This window comes from Kosakonia sp. WA-90 (genome assembly GCF_039871955.1).
GTDB lineage: Bacteria > Pseudomonadota > Gammaproteobacteria > Enterobacterales > Enterobacteriaceae > Kosakonia > Kosakonia oryzendophytica.
This window is the reverse complement of sequence record NZ_JBDPLJ010000007.1, coordinates 242,845-263,422: the sequence shown is the minus strand read 5'-3', so window position 1 is coordinate 263,422 and position 20,578 is coordinate 242,845. Positions and strand designations below refer to the sequence as shown.

Annotated in this window: 20 protein-coding genes and 1 tRNA gene; 12 read left to right on the top strand and 9 right to left on the bottom strand. The window is 54.3% G+C overall.

Going from position 1 to position 20,578, the window contains the following annotated elements:
• Positions 1 to 268: 268 nt before the first annotated feature.
• A tRNA-Phe gene (locus ABGA49_RS14310) sits at positions 269 to 344 on the bottom strand.
• A gap of 105 nt (positions 345 to 449) precedes the next feature.
• On the bottom strand, positions 450 to 1,166 hold the full coding sequence (locus ABGA49_RS14305) for a DUF554 domain-containing protein (RefSeq protein ID WP_061493185.1): 717 nt from the start codon (positions 1,164 to 1,166) through the stop codon (positions 450 to 452).
• Positions 1,167 to 1,567: 401 nt separating this feature from the next.
• Between ABGA49_RS14305 and ABGA49_RS14300 the strand changes: the two genes are divergently transcribed.
• Entirely contained in the window at positions 1,568 to 3,703 is a 2,136-nt protein-coding gene (locus tag ABGA49_RS14300) for an ornithine decarboxylase (RefSeq protein ID WP_061493186.1), read from the top strand.
• A 93-nt stretch (positions 3,704 to 3,796) separates the two neighbouring features.
• Here ABGA49_RS14300 and ABGA49_RS14295 read toward each other — a convergent pair whose 3' ends face one another.
• Positions 3,797 to 4,489, bottom strand: coding sequence for a response regulator (locus tag ABGA49_RS14295; protein ID WP_061493187.1), 693 nt, complete (start codon positions 4,487 to 4,489; stop codon positions 3,797 to 3,799).
• Positions 4,479 to 6,116, bottom strand: coding sequence for a sensor histidine kinase (locus ABGA49_RS14290; RefSeq protein ID WP_061493188.1), 1,638 nt, complete (start codon positions 6,114 to 6,116; stop codon positions 4,479 to 4,481). The genes ABGA49_RS14295 and ABGA49_RS14290 overlap by 11 nt, the downstream gene beginning before the upstream one ends.
• A 335-nt stretch (positions 6,117 to 6,451) precedes the next feature.
• Here ABGA49_RS14290 and ABGA49_RS14285 point away from each other — a divergent pair, with 335 nt between their 5' ends.
• From ABGA49_RS14285 to citG, 8 genes are read left to right on the top strand one after another with little or no spacing between them, the layout of a single operon-like run.
• Positions 6,452 to 7,816 (top strand): 2-hydroxycarboxylate transporter family protein, encoded by a 1,365-nt coding sequence (locus ABGA49_RS14285; protein WP_061493190.1) that lies wholly within the window; start codon positions 6,452 to 6,454, stop codon positions 7,814 to 7,816.
• 21 nt (positions 7,817 to 7,837) lie between these two features.
• Entirely contained in the window at positions 7,838 to 8,701 is an 864-nt protein-coding gene (locus ABGA49_RS14280) for a fumarylacetoacetate hydrolase family protein (protein ID WP_061493191.1), read from the top strand.
• 16 nt (positions 8,702 to 8,717) lie between these two features.
• Complete coding sequence (gene citC / locus ABGA49_RS14275) at positions 8,718 to 9,737, top strand: [citrate (pro-3S)-lyase] ligase (protein ID WP_061493192.1); 1,020 nt, start codon at positions 8,718 to 8,720, stop codon at positions 9,735 to 9,737.
• 17 nt (positions 9,738 to 9,754) lie between these two features.
• The gene (citD, locus tag ABGA49_RS14270) at positions 9,755 to 10,048 is read left to right on the top strand and encodes a citrate lyase acyl carrier protein (RefSeq protein ID WP_347665704.1); all 294 of its coding nucleotides are present in this window, start codon (positions 9,755 to 9,757) and stop codon (positions 10,046 to 10,048) included.
• Entirely contained in the window at positions 10,045 to 10,920 is an 876-nt protein-coding gene (citE, locus tag ABGA49_RS14265; protein WP_061493194.1) for a citrate (pro-3S)-lyase subunit beta, read from the top strand. The genes citD and citE overlap by 4 nt, the downstream gene beginning before the upstream one ends.
• Positions 10,921 to 10,930: 10 nt before the next feature.
• Positions 10,931 to 12,457: a citrate lyase subunit alpha gene (gene citF, locus ABGA49_RS14260; RefSeq protein ID WP_088238391.1), complete on the top strand. Its 1,527-nt coding sequence runs from the start codon at positions 10,931 to 10,933 to the stop codon at positions 12,455 to 12,457.
• Complete coding sequence (citX, locus tag ABGA49_RS14255) at positions 12,454 to 12,993, top strand: citrate lyase holo-[acyl-carrier protein] synthase (RefSeq protein WP_061493196.1); 540 nt, start codon at positions 12,454 to 12,456, stop codon at positions 12,991 to 12,993. Before citF ends, citX begins: the two co-directional genes overlap by 4 nt.
• Positions 12,971 to 13,801: a triphosphoribosyl-dephospho-CoA synthase CitG gene (gene citG / locus ABGA49_RS14250; RefSeq protein ID WP_347665703.1), complete on the top strand. Its 831-nt coding sequence runs from the start codon at positions 12,971 to 12,973 to the stop codon at positions 13,799 to 13,801. Before citX ends, citG begins: the two co-directional genes overlap by 23 nt.
• 85 nt (positions 13,802 to 13,886) lie before the next feature.
• Here the strand turns inward: citG and ABGA49_RS14245 are convergent, their stop codons facing one another.
• From ABGA49_RS14245 to mutY, 4 genes are all read right to left on the bottom strand, one after another.
• The gene (locus tag ABGA49_RS14245; protein WP_061493198.1) at positions 13,887 to 15,140 is read right to left on the bottom strand and encodes a nucleoside permease; all 1,254 of its coding nucleotides are present in this window, start codon (positions 15,138 to 15,140) and stop codon (positions 13,887 to 13,889) included.
• A gap of 247 nt (positions 15,141 to 15,387) precedes the next feature.
• The gene (gene mltC / locus ABGA49_RS14240; RefSeq protein ID WP_061493199.1) at positions 15,388 to 16,470 is read right to left on the bottom strand and encodes a membrane-bound lytic murein transglycosylase MltC; all 1,083 of its coding nucleotides are present in this window, start codon (positions 16,468 to 16,470) and stop codon (positions 15,388 to 15,390) included.
• Between the two features lie 109 nt (positions 16,471 to 16,579).
• Positions 16,580 to 16,855, bottom strand: a complete 276-nt coding sequence (locus tag ABGA49_RS14235) for an oxidative damage protection protein (protein ID WP_061493200.1) — start codon at positions 16,853 to 16,855, stop codon at positions 16,580 to 16,582.
• 26 nt (positions 16,856 to 16,881) lie between these two features.
• On the bottom strand, positions 16,882 to 17,937 hold the full coding sequence (mutY, locus tag ABGA49_RS14230) for an A/G-specific adenine glycosylase (protein WP_271044659.1): 1,056 nt from the start codon (positions 17,935 to 17,937) through the stop codon (positions 16,882 to 16,884).
• Between the two features lie 136 nt (positions 17,938 to 18,073).
• On the opposite strand from mutY, the gene trmB reads away from it, so the two are divergent.
• The 3 genes from trmB to ABGA49_RS14215 are packed head-to-tail and all read left to right on the top strand — an operon-like array spanning position 18,074 to position 19,904.
• On the top strand, positions 18,074 to 18,793 hold the full coding sequence (trmB, locus tag ABGA49_RS14225; RefSeq protein WP_061493202.1) for a tRNA (guanosine(46)-N7)-methyltransferase TrmB: 720 nt from the start codon (positions 18,074 to 18,076) through the stop codon (positions 18,791 to 18,793).
• Positions 18,793 to 19,119, top strand: coding sequence for a YggL family protein (locus tag ABGA49_RS14220; RefSeq protein ID WP_061493203.1), 327 nt, complete (start codon positions 18,793 to 18,795; stop codon positions 19,117 to 19,119). The genes trmB and ABGA49_RS14220 overlap by 1 nt, the downstream gene beginning before the upstream one ends.
• 56 nt (positions 19,120 to 19,175) lie before the next feature.
• Positions 19,176 to 19,904 carry a DUF2884 domain-containing protein gene (locus tag ABGA49_RS14215; RefSeq protein WP_347665702.1) on the top strand — a complete coding sequence of 243 codons (729 nt, stop codon included), beginning with the start codon at positions 19,176 to 19,178 and terminating at the stop codon, positions 19,902 to 19,904.
• Between the two features lie 232 nt (positions 19,905 to 20,136).
• Here ABGA49_RS14215 and ABGA49_RS14210 read toward each other — a convergent pair whose 3' ends face one another.
• Positions 20,137 to 20,523, bottom strand: a complete 387-nt coding sequence (locus ABGA49_RS14210; RefSeq protein WP_347665701.1) for an endonuclease domain-containing protein — start codon at positions 20,521 to 20,523, stop codon at positions 20,137 to 20,139.
• Positions 20,524 to 20,578 lie beyond the last annotated feature (55 nt).

The window sequence follows — 20,578 nt, the reverse complement described above, 5'->3', positions numbered from 1 at the left end:
CCCGAAGGGGTGAGCCGCTTGCGGCGAATAATCGAACGAAGTTCGATGGAGAGTCCGGAAAACAGAAAGCAAAAACCCAGCCGTAGGCTGGGTTCTCTGAATAAGTGGTGCTCGGACCCGGACTAACGCCGCAGGCGTTGAACAGCGCGCTTGTCGCGCTGGCCCCGAAGGGGTGAGCCGCTTGCGGCGAATAATCGAACGAAGTTCGATGGAGAGTCCGGAAAACAGAAAGCAAAAACCCAGCCGTAGGCTGGGTTCTCTGAATAAGTGGTGCCCGGACTCGGAATCGAACCAAGGACACGGGGATTTTCAATCCCCTGCTCTACCGACTGAGCTATCCGGGCAACGGGGCGCATTAAACCTGATTCACCGCGCTCCGTCAACGAAATTTCTTTAATTCGTTGCAGACTGCACAATCTATCACCACTTTGTTGAAAACGCACGCCGTGTCAGGCAAAAAACGCTGTCCACAGTGCGGAAATCGGCATGGCGATCACCAGTGCAGGCAGCATATTCGCCACGGCAAACATCTTAATCCCGCAAATGCGCAGCCCGGTTGCCAGCAGCAAAATTCCGCCCACAGCAGTGAAATCTCCCATCATGGCGGGCGTGGTCAGCGGCAGGATGAGTGTTGCGCAGGTGGCGAGCGTAAGCTGAATAATCAGCATCGGTACGCAAATGATCGCCACGGCAAACCCGAGCGAGGTGGCAAAGATAACCGCCGTAAAGAAATCCAGAAACGCCTTGGCGATAAGAATGCTTGGATCGCCGGTCATCCCTTCGCGCATCGCGCCAAAAATCCCGGTGCCGCTGGCGCAGAACAGAATAATGATGGCCACCAGACTCTGAATAAACGATTCATGCGCGCTATTGGCTTCGCCGCTTTTGCGCTTTAGCACCAGGTTGCGCAGGGCGTTAACGCCACCGCTGATCCCGCGCTCAACGTAACACAGCTCGCCAATTAACGTGCCGACCAGCGTGGCGAGCACCATCACCGGCAGGTTGACACACTTGATCACCAGCAAAACACCGATCCCCAATGATGCGAGGCCGAATATCGATGGCATAGAAGAGCGTACGCGCTCCGGCAGACGGTGGCTGAGCAGCGCACCGAGGCTACCGCCGATTAAAACGGCAGCAGCATTAATAAAGGGACCCGTTAACACACCCTCTCTCCCTGATGTTCATAAAACTGAATAAGATAACGCACAGAATAGCATTTTTATGCGGTTGAGCCGCCCCGTTGGTTGCACCACCCGGGGAAAGATGCCATGATTGCGCGAATTTTCCTCTACCTTCACGGGGCTGCCTGATGACGTACATTAACACTGTTTGTCACACGCTTTACGCCAGCATGCGAATGGGCGCCCGTATCGTTTTGTCCCCTACGTCTCTCACCATGCGGTGAGGGTATCGTACGCTCACTGTAGGACAACAGTAAGATCAGAAGCTGTCTGCTTTTACTGATGTCTGGCGGTCGGAGCTGGTCCCAGTCAGACACGTTCGTTGGGTGAAGCCACCGCTTTGCCCGGGGTCTTTTACTCCCCTGAAACGGGTATTCGTGCTTATGAAATCAATGAAAATTGCCGTCAGCCGTGAGCTGGTGTCCCAACTTTCCACTCACCGCGAAGCCGTGACGCTGGACAGTACCGATTTTACGGATGTGGCGGCAGTCGTCATGACGGTGGCGGAGAGTCATAGTGGCATTCTGGCGTTGCTGAAACGGACTGGCTTTAATCTGCCGGTGTTCTTGTTTGCTAACGAGCCTGTTGAAATGCCGGACGGTGTAACGGCAGTGATCGGCGGTAAAGCGCAGGACTGGCTGGAGCTGGAAACTGCCGCCTGCGATTATGAAGACCATCTGTTGCCACCCTTTTTCGATACGCTGCGCCAGTACGTTGAGATGGATAACAGCACCTTTGCTTGCCCCGGACATCAGCACGGCGCGTTTTTTAAAAAGCACCCGGCCGGGCGACAGTTCTATGATTTTTTCGGTGAAAACGTCTTTCGCGCCGACATGTGCAACGCGGATGTCAAACTGGGCGACTTGTTGATCCATGAAGGATCCGCCAAGCATGCGCAAAAATTTGCCGCCAAAGTGTTTAACGCTGACAAAACCTATTTTGTGCTTAACGGCACTTCCGCCGCCAACAAAGTGGTAACGAACGCGCTGTTGACGCGTGGCGACCTGGTGTTGTTCGACCGCAATAACCACAAATCCAACCATCATGGCGCGCTGATCCAGGCGGGTGCGACGCCGATCTATCTTGAAGCCGCGCGTAATCCGTTTGGTTTTATCGGTGGTATTGATGAGCATTGCTTTGATGAAAAATATCTGCGCGATGCGATCCGCGAAGTCGCCCCGGAAAAAGCTAACCAGCCGCGCCCGTTCCGCCTGGCGGTGATCCAGCTTGGCACATACGATGGCACCATTTACAACGCCCGCCAGGTGATCGACAAAATCGGCAGCCTGTGTGATTACATTCTGTTTGACTCCGCGTGGGTGGGCTACGAGCAGTTTATTCCGATGATGGCGGATTGCTCGCCGCTGCTGCTGGAGCTCAATGAAAATGATCCGGGGATCTTCGTCACCCAGTCAGTGCACAAACAGCAGGCGGGGTTCTCGCAAACATCGCAAATCCATAAAAAAGATAACCACCTGCGTGGTCAGGCGCGTTTTTGCCCGCATAAGCGGCTCAACAACGCCTTTATGCTGCATGCGTCCACCAGTCCGTTTTACCCGTTGTTCGCAGCGCTGGACGTTAACGCCAAAATTCACCAGGGCGAGAGCGGTCGCCGCCTGTGGGCGGAGTGCGTGACTCTGGGGATTGAAGCGCGCAAAGCGATCATCGCCAACTGCAAAATGATCAGGCCATTTGTGCCGCCAGAAATCGCCGGTCGACCGTGGCAGGATCATCCTACGGAGAATATTGCCCGCGAACGTCGTTTCTTCAGTTTTGAACCGGGCGATAAATGGCACGGGTTTGAGGGCTATGCGCGGGAACAGTACTTTGTTGATCCCTGCAAGCTGCTACTGACCACGCCAGGTATTGATGCTGAAACCGGCGAGTACACAGAGTTCGGTATTCCGGCGACCATTCTTGCGCACTTCCTGCGCGAAAACGGCATTGTGCCGGAGAAGTGCGATCTCAATTCAATCCTGTTCCTGCTGACACCAGCGGAAAGCGAAGAGAAGATGGCGCAACTGGTGGCGATGCTCGGTCAGTTCGAACAGCATATTGAAGACGATACGCCGCTGGCGGATGTGCTGCCGACCATCTTCAACAAATATCCGGTGCGCTACCGCGATTACACGCTGCGCGAACTGTGCCAGGAGATGCATGATTTATATGTCAGCTTCGGGGTGAAAGATCTGCAAAAAGCGATGTTCCGCAAAGAGAGCCTGCCCCCAGTGGTGATGAATCCGCAGGATGCCAACAGCGAATTTATTCGTGGCAATGTGGAATTGGTGCGCATCAGCGAAGCGGAAGGGCGTATTGCCGCTGAAGGCGCGCTCCCGTACCCACCGGGGGTGCTGTGTGTGGTGCCGGGGGAAGTATGGGGTGGCGCGGTGCAACGCTATTTCCTGGCACTGGAAGAGGGCGTAAATCTGTTGCCGGGCTTCTCGCCGGAATTGCAGGGCGTCTATTCCGAAACGGATGCGGACGGGATCAAGCGTTTGTACGGGTATGTGTTGAAGTAGTTTTTCCCCTCACCCCAGCCCTCTCCCCTGAGGGGAGAGGGAGATGTGTATGGCGCCGTTTTCCATCCTCTCCCCTGGGGGAGAGGGCAATCATCACGCGGCTACGCGCCGGTACATACGGCGTGGATGCCCAATCTTGCCGTATTGCATCTCTACCGCCAGAAAACCCGCCTCCACGCAGTGTTCCAGGTAGCGTCGGGTAGTGGTTTTACTCAGCCCCGTTTCGCTTACCACTTCATCAACGGAAAAACAGCGTTCAGCCTCATCAGCAAACAACTTTTGCACCAGCGCCAGCGTATTCTCTTCAATACCTTTACTGCCGTTATCCTGGCGGTAGTTTTTGGCCTGTAGCTGATAGAGCGAGTCAACGTTCTGCTGGTCGACGATTTTCCATACCCGTTGCTGCTCGGCAAATTGCACAAAACGCTCCAGCGACTGGCTTAACCGCTTCCAGGACACCGGTTTGAGGATATAGTCGAAAGCGCCGTTGCGGATAGCCAGGCTACAGGTGTCCATATCGCTGGCGGCGGTGATAAAAATGACCGAACAGTTGGCGCGGGTAATCAGCGGATCGCTGATAAGCGTAATGCCTTTACCGTCCGGCAGGTAATTGTCGAGTAAAACCAGTTGCGGCTGCGTACTGTTCAGCAACACCTTTGCTTCGGCAAGGGATGAGGCAATGCCCACCAGACGTAAACGCGGATGTTTGCTGATCAGTTCAGCATGAAGCTGCGCAAGCGCGTTTTCATCTTCTACTATCAGCACGTCTATCAGTTCATGTCGCATAATTCTGATCTTCCAGGGTCGGTACGGGACGCTGTACGTTGCCCGCTTCAGGAATAAACAAAGAAAAAATCGCACCGCGGGGATCGTTATCAGAAACGTCGATCGATCCGCCTACCTGTGTCACATAACTGGCAATCAAATAGAGGCCAATACCATGATCGCCACTGTGTTTGGTGGTCATCCCGCGTTCAAAAATGTGCTCGCGAATAGTCGGATCGATACCGATACCGCGATCCGCTACTTCAATAATCAGCTCCCGTTCATTCAGCAGGATCAATACTTCCACCGGTTCGTGCGGCAGCGCTGCACGCTGCGTTGCCTCAATGGCGTTATCCAGCAGATTGCCGATGATCGAGATCAGTTCCGCTTCCCCCAGCGCGAGACAGGCGCGATCCATCCTGCACAGCGGATCAAACGCCAGTTCGACGCCTTTTTCACGGGCGCGCGCCGCTTTGCCCAACAGCAGCCCGCATAAGGTCGGCGAGCTAAAACGCGACGAGATAAAGTCCAGCAATTCCTGCGCATGCTCAGACTGCGCCTGAATGTAACGCACCGCCTCGTCGTAACGCTCCATATGCAGCAGACCCGAGAGTGTGGTCATGCGGTTTAATTGCTCGTGGCGCATAATGCGCAGGTTATCAACATAGCGTTTAACCTGACTGAGTTGCGCGCTGAGGCTGTCTATCTCATTGCGGTCGCGGAAGGTGATTACCCAGCCCTGTAATTTATCCTCCAGCATAATGCGCACCCGACTGGCGATCACTGTTAAGGTGTTAAAACAGCAGATCTCATCGTGGGTGTCGTGCTCCAGCATCACCGTGCGGGTGAAAAAGGGCACCGGTGCAATCACGTCGCCAATGGCAAGTCCGCGCAGGGCACGGGTAGGTTGGCTCAGTCCCAACAGTTTGCGCGCGGCCTGGTTTATCACCTCAATGCGCAGTTCGCTGTCGACGGCGATCACCCCTTCATAAATGGACTCCATCATTGCTTTTTGCTGGCGCACTAACAGACCAATTTCCCGCGGTTCCAGCGAGAAGATCTGTTTTTTAATTCCGCGGGTGAAAAACCAGGAAAAGATAAAGAGCGCGACGAGCAGCAACACGGCAGCAATAAAAATATTGATCGCTTTGCCAAGCGTAATAGTATCCAGATAGCTGGTCAGATATCCCACGGAAACAATTCCCACGACCTGCCCGTTATCGTCGAATATCGGCGCTTTACTGCGCAGGGAAATACCTAAGCCTCCTTTGCGGATCGTGGTGGTAGTTAAACCTCGCAGCACTTCTTCGTTATCGCCGCCTATCAGCGTCTTACCCACAACATTGGCATGTACCGAGTGAAATAAATGCAGGCCCTTATTATCACCGATAACAATAAAGCTGGCGTCACTGTGGGATACTACCTGATGCATAAACTGGGTAATTGCCGGAATATCTTTTTCAGCAACAGCCTTGCGTAAATTCGGAATAATCGCTATTTCTTCAGCTTGTATTTTTGCTCTGACGCTCATTTCCTGGTATAGCTGACGACCGACATCCTTGTAATAATAAACGCCCAGCAAGGCAAAAAGGCCGGAGAAGAAAAGCACCAGCGAAATAAAAAGTTTGATTTGAAAGGATACTTTCATGACGGTACGCACAGCAGCCAACAATGCGCCAATCTACCATCTTTTTTTGCTGCCGTACGCAGTTTACTGGAAACTTGTGATCCCTTGCACAGCAAGCGCTGACGCTGAAAAACGGCCTGTTAAATATTCTTTTTGGGAAATGTTATTAAGTTGTATTTCTATATATAAAAACCATAAAAACCACGCGCATTATTAAGGCGCAAATCACACAAAATAAAAGAAACCATAAAAACCATAGGCGCCATTAAAACTCCAATTTTATTATGCAGCTCCTCACATAAAGTGTGTGTTTAGCCCTTTAGTCTGTACGCACAAAATAACCAAGGGGCTTAATTATGAGCACAACTGACGATTCATTTTCTGTTACCTCTGAATCGCTGGCGATTCAAAAAACATCACTTAAAGATAAGTGGTGGCACATTATGGATACCTGGAAGGTAGGGATTATTCCACTGCCGTTATTCCTGCTGGCGGGGGCGTTGATTGCGATTGACTGTCTGGGCGGCAAGCTTCCCAGCGATATCGTGGTGATGGTCGCTACGCTGGCGTTCTTCGGCTTTGCCTGTGGTGAATTCGGTAAGCGTTTGCCGATCATCGGTAAGCTGGGCGCTGCGGCGATTTGCGCAACCTTTATTCCTTCGGCGATGGTCTATTACGGTCTGCTGCCGGACGTGGTCGTGGAATCTACCACCAAGTTCTATAAATCCACCAACATTCTCTATCTCTATATCTGCTGCATCATTGTCGGCAGCATCATGAGCATGAACCGCACCACCCTGATTCAGGGTTTCCTGCGTATCTTCTTCCCGATGCTGTGCGGTGAAATTGTTGGCATGCTGGTAGGCATGGGCGTTGGCCTGATGCTCGGTATGGAACCGTTCCAGATCTTCTTCTTTATCATTCTGCCGATCATGGCCGGTGGTGTGGGTGAAGGGGCGATTCCGCTCTCTATTGGTTACGCCACGCTGCTGCATATGGATCAGGGTGTTGCACTGGGTCGTGTACTGCCAATGGTAATGCTGGGTGGCCTGACTGCCATCATTATCTCTGGTTGTCTGAACCAGCTCGGTAAACGCTTCCCACATTTGACCGGTGAAGGCCAACTGATGCCTAACCGCAGCAACGGTGATGAACAGGCTCCGGCGGCACCGGCATTCTCCGGCAAAACCGATGTGACCACTATCGCAGCTGGCGCACTGTTGGCAGTACTGCTGTACATGATCGGCATGCTTGGCCACAAACTGATTGGCCTGCCTGCACCGGTCGGCATGTTGTTTGTTGCTGTCCTGATCAAGCTGGTACATGGCGTTTCTCCGCGCCTGCTGGAAGGCTCTCAGGTGGTGTACAAATTCTTCCAGACCTCGGTCACCTATCCGATTCTCTTCGCGGTTGGCGTGGCGATCACGCCGTGGGAAGAACTGGTTCACGCTTTCACCATCGACAACTTGCTGGTGATCGTGAGTACCGTTTCCGCACTGGTTACGACTGGCTTCTTCGTGGGTAAAAAGATCGGCATGCATCCTATTGATGTGGCCATCGTTTCCTGCTGCCAGAGCGGTCAGGGCGGGACAGGGGATGTTGCCATCCTGACGGCGGGTAACCGCATGAGCCTGATGCCGTTTGCACAGATTGCGACCCGTATTGGCGGCGCGATCAACGTGTCGGTGTCACTGCTGGTCCTTGGCAATTTCCTCGTTTGATTAAGCATTACAGGAACTGATATGAAACTCGCAAGCTTTGTCCATCAGGGGATCCGTAGCTACGGCATCGTCAAGGCTGATGGCGTCATCAATCTGGGTAAGCGCCTGGGCGATCGTTACGGTGATTTGAAATCACTGCTCGCGGCCAACGCGCTGAACGAGGCACAGCAGTTTGTCGGTGAAGCACCGGAACTCCGCTTCGATGATCTCGATTTTCTGCCCGTGATCGATAACCCCGGCAAAATTCTCTGTGTTGGCATGAACTACGCCGAAAAACGCAAAGAATTTGATCAGCACAACCCGGCACCGACGCTGTTTGTCCGCTTTGCCGACTCGCAGACCGGGCATAACGCACCGGTGCTTAAACCGCGTCACTCCAGCGAATTCGACTACGAAGGCGAACTGGCGGTGATCATGGGTAAAGGTGGTGAAAATATTTCCCGCGAGACGGCGTTAAGTCATGTGGCGGGTTATAGCTGCTATATGGATGGTTCCGCACGTGACTGGCAGCACACCTGGTTTACCGCAGGCAAAAACTGGCGGCAGACAGGCGCGTTTGGCCCGTGGATGACCACCGCGGATGAGATCCCGGATCCGCATGCGCTTGCTATCCGTACCTGGCTGAATGGCCGTATGGTGCAGGACGACAACACCGCCAGCATGATCCATAAGGTGGCCGAGCTTATCGAGTACATCAGTACCTTCACCAGCCTGACGCCAGGCGACGTCATCATCACCGGTTCACCGGGCGGCGTCGGCAAAAAGCGTAACCCGCCGCTGTTCATGAAAGCGGGCGATCGCATTGAAGTGGAAATCGAGAATATCGGTCACCTCAGCAATGTGATTATCGATGCGCCAGCGCATGCGCTGACGGCGGCGCACTAAGGACGAAGGCAACACCATGCAAGCACGACCCCCCATCGACTTCCGCGTAGCGGAAGTCAACGGCAATACTCAACGGCTGGCCTCTATCCGCACGTTGCTCGCTGACAGCGGCTTAGGTATGGACCACGATATCACCACTTTCGTTGAAGCCTGGTCGGGAAACCGACTGGTGGGTTGTGCGGGCCTGGCCGACAACGTCATCAAGTGCGTGGCAGTAGATGAAGAGATGCGCGGTGAGAACCTCAGCGCGCAACTCTTGGCAGAAGTTGAACACCTGGCGCTGGCGCGCGGCCACTTTCATCTGTTTCTGTGCACTCGCCCCTGTAACCGGGAGCGCTTTCAGCACAGCGGATTCTGGCCTGTTGCGCAGAGCGGCAATAATGCCATTCTGATGGAAAACACGCCGTCAGGGATTCAGCGCTATTGCCGCACGTTGCAGGCAGATCGCATGCCGGGAAAGCGTATTGGCGCGATTGTGATGAACGCCAATCCTTTTACCCTTGGGCATCGCCATCTGGTCGAGCAGGCTGCGCAGGCGTGCGACTGGCTGCACCTGTTTGTGGTGCGTGAAGACGCTTCGTTCTTTCCCTTTGCCGCACGCTTAAAAATGGTGAAAGCAGGTGTGTCGCATTTGGCGAACGTCACCGTGCATGAAGGCTCTCAGTACATTATTTCCCGCGCCACCTTCCCGGCCTACTTCCTGAAAGAGACCGGCAAAGTGCAGCAGGCGTGGAGCGAAATCGATCTGCTTATCTTCCGCAATTATATCGCCCCGGCGCTGGGGATTACCCACCGCTTTATCGGCAGCGAGCCGTTTTGCGATATCACCCGCCAGTACAACCAAACCATGCATCAGCTGCTGGCAGGCGTCGTGGAGGTGGTGGAAATTCCGCGCATTAAAGCCACCGGCAATGCCATCTCCGCCTCGGAAGTTCGCCGTTTACTCAAAACACACCAGTTTTCCCGCATTCGGGAAATCGTACCGGATACCACTTTCGCGCACCTTGAATCCCATTACAGCGCGGAAGTCGCTTAAAAATCAGGAATGTCATTATGAAAATTGTGAGGGAGGCGCTGGCCGGGACCATGGAGTCCAGCGACCTGATGGTGAAAATAGCCCCGACTGCGGGCGAGCTGGAAGTCGTTGTGCACAGCGAAGTGATTAAGCAGTTTGGCGATCAAATCCGCCAGGTGGTCAATGCCACGTTACGCGCGATGGACGTCCATCAGGGGCTGGTGATTATTGAAGATAAAGGCGCGCTGGATTGCGTTATTCGCGCCCGTCTGCAAATCGCTATCCTGCGTGCCGCCGAAGGCACTGAAATTGACTGGGGGAAACTGCTGTGAAAAAACTTCGTCGTAGCATGCTGTTTCTGCCAGGCGCTAACGCCGCCATGCTCTCCACCGCGTTTATCTACCGCCCGGATTCAATCATGTTCGATCTGGAAGACGCTGTCGCTCTGCGTGAAAAAGACACGGCGCGTCTGCTGGTATTTCATGCGCTGCAACACCCGATGTACCAGGACATTGAAACCGTGGTGCGCATTAACCCACTGAACACGCCGTTCGGTTTGCCGGATCTGGAAGCCGTCGTTCGCGCCGGGGTGGATGTGGTGCGCTTACCGAAGACCGACACCCCGGAAGATATCTACGAACTGGAACGCCATCTGGAACGCATTGAGCTGGCGTGCGGCCGCGAAGTGGGCTCCACACGTGTGATGGCGGCAATTGAGTCCGCTATCGGCGTTATCAATGCTGTGGCCATTGCCCGTAGTTCTCAACGTTTGATCGGTATTGCGCTGGCGGCGTTTGACTATGTGATGGATATGCAAACCGAACGTGGCGACGGCACTGAGCTGTTCTACGCGCGTTGCGCCGTACTGCATGCTGCCCGCGCCGCCGGTATTGATGCCTTTGACGTGGTGTGGTCAGACGTGAATGACGAAGCCGGTTTCCTGCGTGAAGTCGACCTGATCCGCAAAATGGGCTTTAACGGTAAGTCGTTGATTAACCCGCGTCAGATCGACCTGCTGCACAACGCCTATGCCCCCACCCAGCAGGAAGTTGACCATGCTAAACGGGTTATCGAAGCGGCGGAAGAGGGTGAACGCAACGGCCTTGGTGTTGTATCGCTGAACGGCAAAATGATCGACGCCCCCATTATTAATCACGCGCAGATGGTGCTGGAACGTGCGGCTGCGTCCGGCGTGCGTCATTAAGGACAGAACAATGAATCAAACAGAGCTTCTTCACGTTAATTTCCCCCATCTGCGTGATTTAAAACCCTTTGAGAGCGCCCATGCCGCCACGCCGTGGCTGGCGGACGTTAACAGCAAACATACGCGTAAACTCTGCGCCACGCTGGAAGATGCCATTGCCCGCAGCGGCCTGAAAGACGGTATGACGATCTCTTTCCATCATGCGTTTCGCGAAGGCGACCGCGTGATCAATAACGTGGTGGCGACGTTGGCGCGTCTGGGTTTTAAAAACCTGACGCTGGCCTCCAGTTCACTGATGACCTGTAACGATGCGCTGATCGAGCATATTCAGAATGGCGTGATCACCCGGATTTATACCTCCGGTATGCGCGGCAAGCTGGCAGATGCTATCTCCCACGGGCTGATGGACGAACCGGTACAAATTCACTCCCACGGTGGTCGCGTGAAATTGTTGCAGGACGGTGAGCTGAACATCGATGTCGCTTTCCTTGGCGTACCGTGCAGCGACGAATTTGGTAATGCCAACGGTACGCAGGGCAAATCGTCCTGCGGCTCGTTGGGTTACGCGATGGTGGATGCGCAGTTCGCCAAAAAAGTGGTGTTGCTGACCGAAGAGCTGGTGCCGTTCCCGAATATGCCGGCAAGCCTCAGTCAGAATCAGGTGGATCTGATCGTTCAGGTGGAGAGCGTTGGCGATCCGGCCAAAATTAGCGTGGGTGCAGCCCGTGTGACCAGTAACCCGCGTGAACTGATGATCGCCCGTTATGCCGCCGATGTGATTGAACACTCCGGCTATTTCAAAGACGGCTTCTCCATGCAGACGGGGTCCGGTGCGGCGTCCACCGCAGCGACCCGCTTTATGGAAGAGAAAATGGAGCGCCACGGTGTGAAAGCCCGTTTTGCGCTTGGCGGTATCACCGGTAGCCTGGTGGATCTGCATGAAAAAGGGTTAATCGAAAAACTGCTGGATACCCAGTGCTTTGACAGCGAAGCGGCGGCATCTCTGCGTCGTAACCCGAACCATGTGGAAATCTCCACCAACGTCTACGCCAACCCCGGTGGTAAAGCGGCAAGCTGCGATCAACTGGATGTGGTGATCCTCAGCGCGCTGGAAATTGACGTCGATTTTAACGTTAACGTAATTACTGGTTCCGATGGTGTGATGCGTGGCGCGTCCGGTGGTCACTGTGATGTGGCTGCAGCGGCAAACCTGACCATTGTGGTTGCGCCTCTGCTGCGTAGTCGTATCCCGACCGTGGTAAAACGGGTAACCACACTGCTGACACCAGGGGAAAGCATCGATGTGCTGGTGACCGACCACGGAATTGCCGTTAACCCGGCGCGCCCGGAAATTCGCGAACGCCTGCTGGCGGCTGGACTGAAAATCGTGGATATCGACGCGCTTTATCAACGTGCCATCTCCCTTACCGGTGAACCGAAACCGATCGCCTTTACCGACCGTATCGTCGGGGTGATCCGCTACCGCGACGGCAGCGTGATTGACGTTGTCCGTCAGGTTAAAGAGGAAAATCAATGACCACACTGACGCCCGTGAGAGCGGGCGTCAGCCTTGAAGCGCTGCTGGCGGCGAAAGATAGCCGCGCGGCGCGTCAGGCTGACTGGCTCGCTCACTATCAACAACCGGTTATTTCGCTGACGCTGGTGACGCCCGGCGCGGTTAAAGACAGTATCCGCTATCGCAATACCATGGGGGTGGCGTTGCAAGCCTGCGACCAGTTGCTGTGGCAGCATCGCTGGAACGTGCTGGACAGACAGGTGCTGTGGTTGCCAACCGGCGCAGAAGCCTTGTGGTGCGTGGCGCATCCGGCGGTGGAAATCAAAGCTTGCTGCGTGGAGATGGAGCAAACGCATCCGCTGGGTAGATTGTGGGATTTTGATGTTTTTTGCCCGGACAACGGACAAGTTGGCCGACATTCGCTGGATCTGAACACGCGCCGCTGCCTGGTATGCGACGAGCCTGCACACGGCTGCGCACGCTCTCGTCGCCATCCGGTTGAGGATGTGGTCGGGCGTGTAGAGAGATTGATTGATGGCTGGTTTGCTCGCGACTAACCCCCAACAAGACGATGTGCCCACGCTTGCCGCGCGGGCGTTGCGTATTGAACTGGATTTAACCCCGAAACCGGGGCTGGTGGACAGAGCGAATACCGGCTCGCACCAGGATATGGACCACGCTCTGTTTGTGAAGAGCATTGAGGCTATCACGCCCTGGTTTTCCGCCTTTATGCAGGCCGGGCAAGCACATGCCCATAAACCCGCCAGCGAGCAGTTACGCCTGTTACGACCTCAGGGCATCGCCTGTGAACAGGCCATGCTCAGCGCCACAAACGGGGTGAATACCCATAAAGGCGGCATCTTTTCGCTAGGGTTGTTATGTTTCGCTGCCGGGCGCTTGCAGGGGCAAAACCGAGTGGTTAGCGCTGATGCATTGTGCCGTCAGGTCAGTGAAATTTGTCGTGGCCTGGTGGCGCGTGAGCTGATGGCGCGACCGCAAGCAGCCACCGCTGGTGAGAAGCAATTTCATGCCTATGGCCTGACCGGGGCTCGCGGAGAAGTTGAACAGGGCTTTATCACCGTTCGACGCGCGGTATTGCCGTTCTGGCATCAGGAACAAGGGGAGCGCCGCTTGCACAACGCGCTGCTGCGCCTGATGGCCGCCAACGCCGATAGCAATCTGGTATCGCGTGGGGGTATGGCAGGGCTGCGTTATGTACAGGATTATGCGGCCGCATTGCTGGCGACCTCGTGGAATAGCGATTCCCTGCGGGAAATGGATAATGCGTTGATGGCGAGGCGCTTAAGCCCCGGCGGTAGTGCGGACTTACTGGCCGTCGCGTATGTGCTGGCATCGCTCCCTTAAGCTGTTTTTGCCGGAGGAATAGGGCGAGGCCATCATCCGGCAACAGGCCAATAAAAAACCCGGCGCTCAGGCCGGGTTTTTTGTCTTACGCTTTTTGCGCGACGCCTGCCGGTTCGCGCACGTGTTTGTACTTAAACATCGTGATGAACGCGAACGCCAGTACCAGCGAATAACCGGCGAAAATCAACCATACGGTTTTCCAGTCGGTCACGCCTGCAGTGGTGTAAATCTCCACCACTTTACCGCTCACCATACCGCCGAGGATGCAACCGAAACCGTTGGTCATCATCAGCAGCATACCCTGTGCACTGGCGCGGATGGCCGGGCTGACTTCTTTCTCCACAAATACGGAGCCAGAGATGTTGAAGAAGTCGAATGCACAGCCGTACACGATCATCGACAGCACCAGCAGTACGGTACCGAACGGCGTCGGGTCGCCGAAGGCGAACAGGCCAAAACGCAGCACCCAGGCGAAGATACTGATCATCATGACGTTCTTAATGCCGTAGCGGCTCATAAAGAACGGAATAGCCAGGATGAAGGCGGTTTCGGAAATCTGCGAAATCGACATCATGACCGAGGCGTGGGTCACGATAAAGCTGTTGGCAAACAGCGGGTTAGCATCGAAACTGTGCAGGAAGGTGTTGCCGAACATGTTGGTGATCTGCAACTCGGCGCCCAGCAGCATCGAGAAGATAAAGAAAATCGCCATGCGCTTGTTTTTAAACAGCGCAAACGCGTTCAGGCCGAGCATTTCCACCCAGGTCTGTTTCTCTTTGCTTTTTGCCACCGGAATGTGCGGTAACGTCAGAGAGATCAGGCTCAGCAGCAGCGACAGCGCAGCGCCGATATAGAGCTGCATATGGCTCAGTTCGAAACCTGAGAAGCTCACCGCCCACATTGCCAGGATAAAGCCAATGGTGCCCCAGATACGAATTGGCGGGAACTCTGTCACGATGTCGTGACCGGCGGATTGCAAACGGAAGTAGGAGATGGTGTTTACCAGGCCCAGCGTTGGCATATAGGCCAGCGAGTTGAGCAGAATAATGGCAAACATAGCCCCCGGCGTCGTCACGCCTGCGGCGATAAACAGCGTGATCGCCCCGACCAGGTGGCAAAGGGCGTAAACCCATTTTGCACTCAGCCATTTATCCGCAATGATACCGAGCAGCGTTGGCATCAGCAGAGAGGCAATACCCAGCGAGCTGTAAACGGCGCCGATTTCCGCACCCTCAAATTTCAGGGTGACGAACATATAAGAGCCAAGTGTAGTCAGCCAGCTACCCCACAGGCAGAACTGCAGAAAGATAATGACTTTCAGCTGCAGCTTAAGATTCATGCTAATTTCCTCACAAAGGAGACGGTTAGGTGTTGGAATGGGCACAATTGCTTTTGTTATGTGTCAGGATTCTATCATCGACGGCGTGGTGAATTTGTTACGCCCGACATAAAAATGCAAACTTCCTCTGATTGCAATTCCATATGGTGACGTATGTCACAATTTTACGCAACCGTTTGCATCTCTCAAAGGTAACGCTTATGCCTCTTTCCGCGTGATGCGTGAAAGAGGCATAAGGTGAAGGGCGTTAATTGCGGCGGTATGTCTTCTGCGCCGTATTCACTTTATAGAGGTAACGGCGGGATTCCGCGGATGGATGGCGGCTGGTCAGGGTTTCGTAAACATCCCCCGGCGTCATGCTGTTAATGATATTTGCCGCCTGCACCTTATCACTGGAGAAGACGCGCAACACGCTACCTGCGCCGCCGTTATAGGCGGTGATCACCGCATAACGGCGTGATGTTGGGTTAGTGATGCCGGAAAGATAAATATTGTTCAGCATCGCCAGGTAGGCAGTACCGGTATCAATGTTGCTTTGCGGATCAAACAGATAGTTTCTGTCCGGTGTACCGGATTTCCCCTGCGCACGGAACACATCTTTCCCGGCGCTGTGCTGCACGACCTGCATCAATCCCAGCGCATCGGAACGGCTGACCGCATACGGGTTAAATGAGGATTCGGTTTGCATAATCGCCAGAATCAGTGACTCTTCCACGCCATATTTGCGTGCCGCCTGGCGTACCATACCCACGTATTTGTGCGCACGCTTATCGAGGTGGTTTGGCACCAGATTGATGGTGACGCTGTAGATCACGCGTAAACCGTTGCTGCGGCTTTTCATGCGAGTTTGCAGCAAATAATCGGCAAAGCGCACAGCGCGCCACTGCCAGCGAATGGCTTCGCCGTTGTTATCCAGCACCTGGCCATACAAGAACGGTTCTTTGGAGATGGGGATATCGTCAACGTCGGAGTAGAGGTCGATAGAGCCGGGGTCGTCGCCCATCAGCAGGGTTTTGATGATCGCCTGGCGCAGATGTGCGGCCGGTTCGGTACCGGCAATGGTTTCAACAGTGATTGTCCCGGCGTCGAAGTTAATATGGCTTCGCGTCTGGTACTGGTCGGTGTATTTAACGTAGTCCTTCGGCCCTGCAATAAGGACTTCGTTAAACCCCCATAAATTCTCAATATTATGGGCAAACTGCCCCATCAAAATGTCAAAACCGTTGGTGTCTTTGATCCAGGCTTCGTTATAGTCTTCGCCTGCTTTTTTAGAGCTGGAACACGAAATCAGCAACGGCGCAATCAGGGCGAGCGCTAAAAATTTTTTCATCATTCCGGGATGCAGTTGTGTTGGTTTAACCGCGCCAGTGACGCTCGCTTGCGGGCAATGTCTTCCCATGATTTAGCGACATTGCCAGCCGTGGTGAGCGTGCAGACGCTTATTTTTTTTCTGGCGGCGTATAGCCTTCAATGTGCACATCTTTGCCTTCGAAAAGGAAATTCACCATCTCCTCTTCCAGCAACTTGCGGTGCTCCGCATTCATCATGTTGAGTTTTTTCTCGTTGATCAGCATGGTTTGTTTCTGCTGCCACTGCTTCCAGGCCTCTTTTGAGATCTCGTTATAAATACGTTTACCCAGATCGCCCGGATAGAGCTGGAAGTCTTGTCCTTCTGCTTCGCGTTGCAGGAAGGTACAAAAAATGGTTCTGCTCATAAGTCATCCTCTTTCATGCGCCAGCGCTATAAAGCGCCTGCGCGTAATTGCTGTATCAGGCGTTCCACTGGGGCCGCCAGACCGACCGACGGCGGTTGCGCTAAGTTATACCAAAGACCCGCGCCTTCATCCATGCAAGACGAGAGCGAGGACACATCAAGCCACATAGGCACAATATCCAGATGGAAATGGCTAAACGTATGGCGAAATGCTACCCGTTGGCTGAGATTATCCGCAGGAATGCTTCTTTGCGCCAGCCAGTCACGCAGGGCGGCTTCATCACTGAACTGCGGAAAACAGAACAAACCGCCCCACAGACCGCTTGGTGGGCGCTGTTCAAGATAGACCTCACCTTCGTGCTGCATCAACAGGAAGTAACCGGTGCGTTCAGGAAGCGTCTGTTTCGGCTTTTTACCCGGATACTGCGCCCATGAATGGGCTGCATACGCCTCGCAACCGGTTTGCAGCGGGCAGAGCTCGCACTTCGGTTTTGAGCGCGTACAGACGATTGCGCCGAGATCCATCATCGCCTGGTTAAAACGCTCTACGCCATGGGCTGGCGTCACCTGGGCGCTCAAATCCCACAGGCGTTTTTCCACGTCCTTTTTGCCCGGCCAGCCCTCCACGGCATAGCAGCGCGCCAGCACGCGTTTTACGTTACCGTCAAGAATAGGAAAGTGTTTGCCCAGCGACAAAGAGAGAATCGCACCTGCCGTTGAGCGACCAACGCCTGGCAGGGCGGCAACCTCGTCAAACGTTTCAGGAAAATAACCGCCGTGCCGGTTAGCCACTTGCTGCGCGGCTTTGTGCAGATTGCGGGCGCGGGCGTAGTAACCGAGACCGGTCCACAGATGCAGTACTTCATCCAGCGGCGCGTTCGCCAGATCGGTTACCGTGGGGAAGCGCGCCATAAATCGCTGGAAATAGGGAATAACGGTTGCGACCTGTGTTTGTTGCAACATCACTTCCGACAGCCATACTTTGTAAGGCGTTTTTTCAATTTGCCAGGGCAGAGTTTTTCGCCCGTATTTGTCGTACCAGTCCAGAACCTGGGCTGAAAATTGAGACGCTTGCATGGTCACCAGAATCGCGTTATCAGGGGCCAAGATTGCAGCACAGCGGCAGCAGACTGTAAACCGGAACTTTCCGGTGCTTGCATCGTGCGATGAACTTTGGATAATGCCCGTTTCCTGAACACTCTCACAAGCAGAAAACTTTATGAATAACGACGTCATTTCACCGGAATTTGATGAAAACGGTCGCCCGCTGCGCCGAATTCGCAGCTTTGTCCGTCGCCAGGGCCGCCTGACTAAAGGGCAGCAGCACGCGCTGGAAAACTACTGGCCGGTGATGGGCGTTGAGTTCACTGAACAGCCGCTGGATTTTGCCGCGCTGTTTGGCCGCACCGCGCCGGTGACGTTGGAGATCGGTTTCGGCATGGGCGCTTCGCTGGTGGAGATGGCGAAAATCCGCCCGGAGCAGAATTTCCTCGGTATTGAAGTGCATTCGCCGGGCGTTGGCGCGTGCCTCTCTTCCGCTCACGAAGAGGGCGTGGAAAACCTGCGGGTGATGTGCCATGACGCGGTAGAAGTGCTGCACAAAATGATCCCTGACAATTCTTTAAATATGGTGCAGCTCTTTTTTCCTGACCCGTGGCATAAAGCCCGTCATAATAAACGCCGCATCGTTCAGGTACCGTTTGCTGAACTGGTGAAAAGTAAGCTGAAACCCGGCGGCGTGTTTCATATGGCGACCGATTGGGAAGCCTATGCGCAACATATGCTCGAGGTCATGTCTTCTATTGATGGGTATAAAAACCTGTCGGCGACGAGTGATTATGTGCCGCGCCCCGAGTCGCGCCCGGTGACGAAATTTGAACAGCGTGGCCATCGTCTTGGTCACGGCGTATGGGACTTAATGTTCGAGAGGGTGAAATAATGGCAACAAACCGCAGCCGTCGCTTGCGTAAAAAAATGCATATCGACGAATTCCAGGAACTGGGTTTCTCCGTCGCGTGGCGTTTCCCGGAAGGCACCAGTGAAGAGCAAATCGATAAAACCGTCGATGATTTTATTCAGGAAGTGATTGAGCCGAACAAACTGGCGTTTGACGGCAGCGGTTACCTGGCCTGGGACGGGCTGATTTGTCTGCAAGAAGTGGGCAAGTGCACCGAAGAGCACCAGGCCATCGTGCGTAAATGGCTTGAGGACCGCAAACTGGATGAGGTGCGCATCAGCGAACTTTTCGACGTTTGGTGGGACTAAGCATGCATAAGGGGCCAGCATTAGCTGGCCCGTTTTGTCTCTACAGGAGTTTTTTTATGATGCGCAAAACGCTGCTAGCGGCAACGCTGGTGTTTACCGCTTTTACCGCTTTTGCCGCTCAGGCGGATTATCAATGTAGCGTGACCCCACGTGACGATGTGATCCTCAGCCCGCAATCCGTGCAGGTAAAAGGGGAGAACGGCAATCTGGTGATTACGCCGGATGGCAATGTCATGTTCAACGGTAAGCAGCCTTCGCTCAGTGCTGCTCAGCGTGAACAGGCGAAAGATTATCAGGCCGATCTGCGTCATGCGCTGCCGTGGATTGATGAAGGCGCACGCAGCCGTGTGGAGAAAGGCCGTACGGCATTGGATAAAATCATCGTTAAAGAAGTTGGCGAGAGCAGCAGCATGCGCAGTCGTCTGACCAAACTGGACGCGCAACTGAAAGAGCAGATGAATCGCATTATTGAGCACCGTAGTGACGGGCTCACGTTCCACTATAAAGCGATTGATGAGGTGCGTGCCAACGGTCAGCAACTGGTGAATCAGGCGATGGGCGGTATTTTGCAGGACAGTATTAATGAGATGGGTGCCAAAGCGGTGCTAAAAGGCGGCGGTAATCCGTTACAGGGTGTGTTGGGTAGCCTTGGTGGTTTACAGACTGCTATCCAGAATGAGTGGAATAACCAGGAAGCGGATTTCCAGCAATTTGGCAAAGATGTGTGCCAGCGTGTGGTGTCGTTGGAAGAGAGCCGCAAAGCGTTAACAGCGGGTCTGAAGTAATCTTTCCCCTCACCCTAACCCTCTCCCCAAAGGGGAGAGGGGACTATTTGGTGCCGATTTTCTCCCCCGAGGATAGAGGAGACTGTCTGGTGCGGGTTTTTCCCCAAAGGGGAGAGGGGACTGTCTGGTGCGGGTTTCTCCCGAAAGGGGAGAGGGACTGTCTGGTGCAGGTTTTTCTCTCGGGGGGAAGAGGGGACCGTCAGGTGCGGATTTTCTGCCTGGGGACGGGCTGTCAGCGCTGTTTTTCTCCCTCTCCCTTCCAGGGAGAGGGCCGGGGTGAGGGTAAAAGCACCTGCAATACGTCCAGAATTCTCAACATCACCCCTTCCTCATTCCTCGCCAGCTCATTATTCCAGAAACGCAGCACCTTCCAGCCCTCAGCTTCCAGCCAGCGTGTTCTGCGGTTATCGTATCCACGTTGTTCTTCATGTTGCCCACCATCCAGTTCAATAACCAGACGAGCCTCGCAGCACGCGAAATCGACGATCCATGGGCCAATCGGATGCTGGCGACGGAACTTATAACAGGCAAAACGACGGCTACGTAATTGTCGCCACAGTTGGCGCTCCTGTGGCGTTAATGCTTTGCGAAGGGCGCGGGCATGTGTGATCTTTTCCATCCCGCCATTCTGTCAGCGCTCTCCTTGCGCTAACAGAACGTGATGAGCGTTTTGC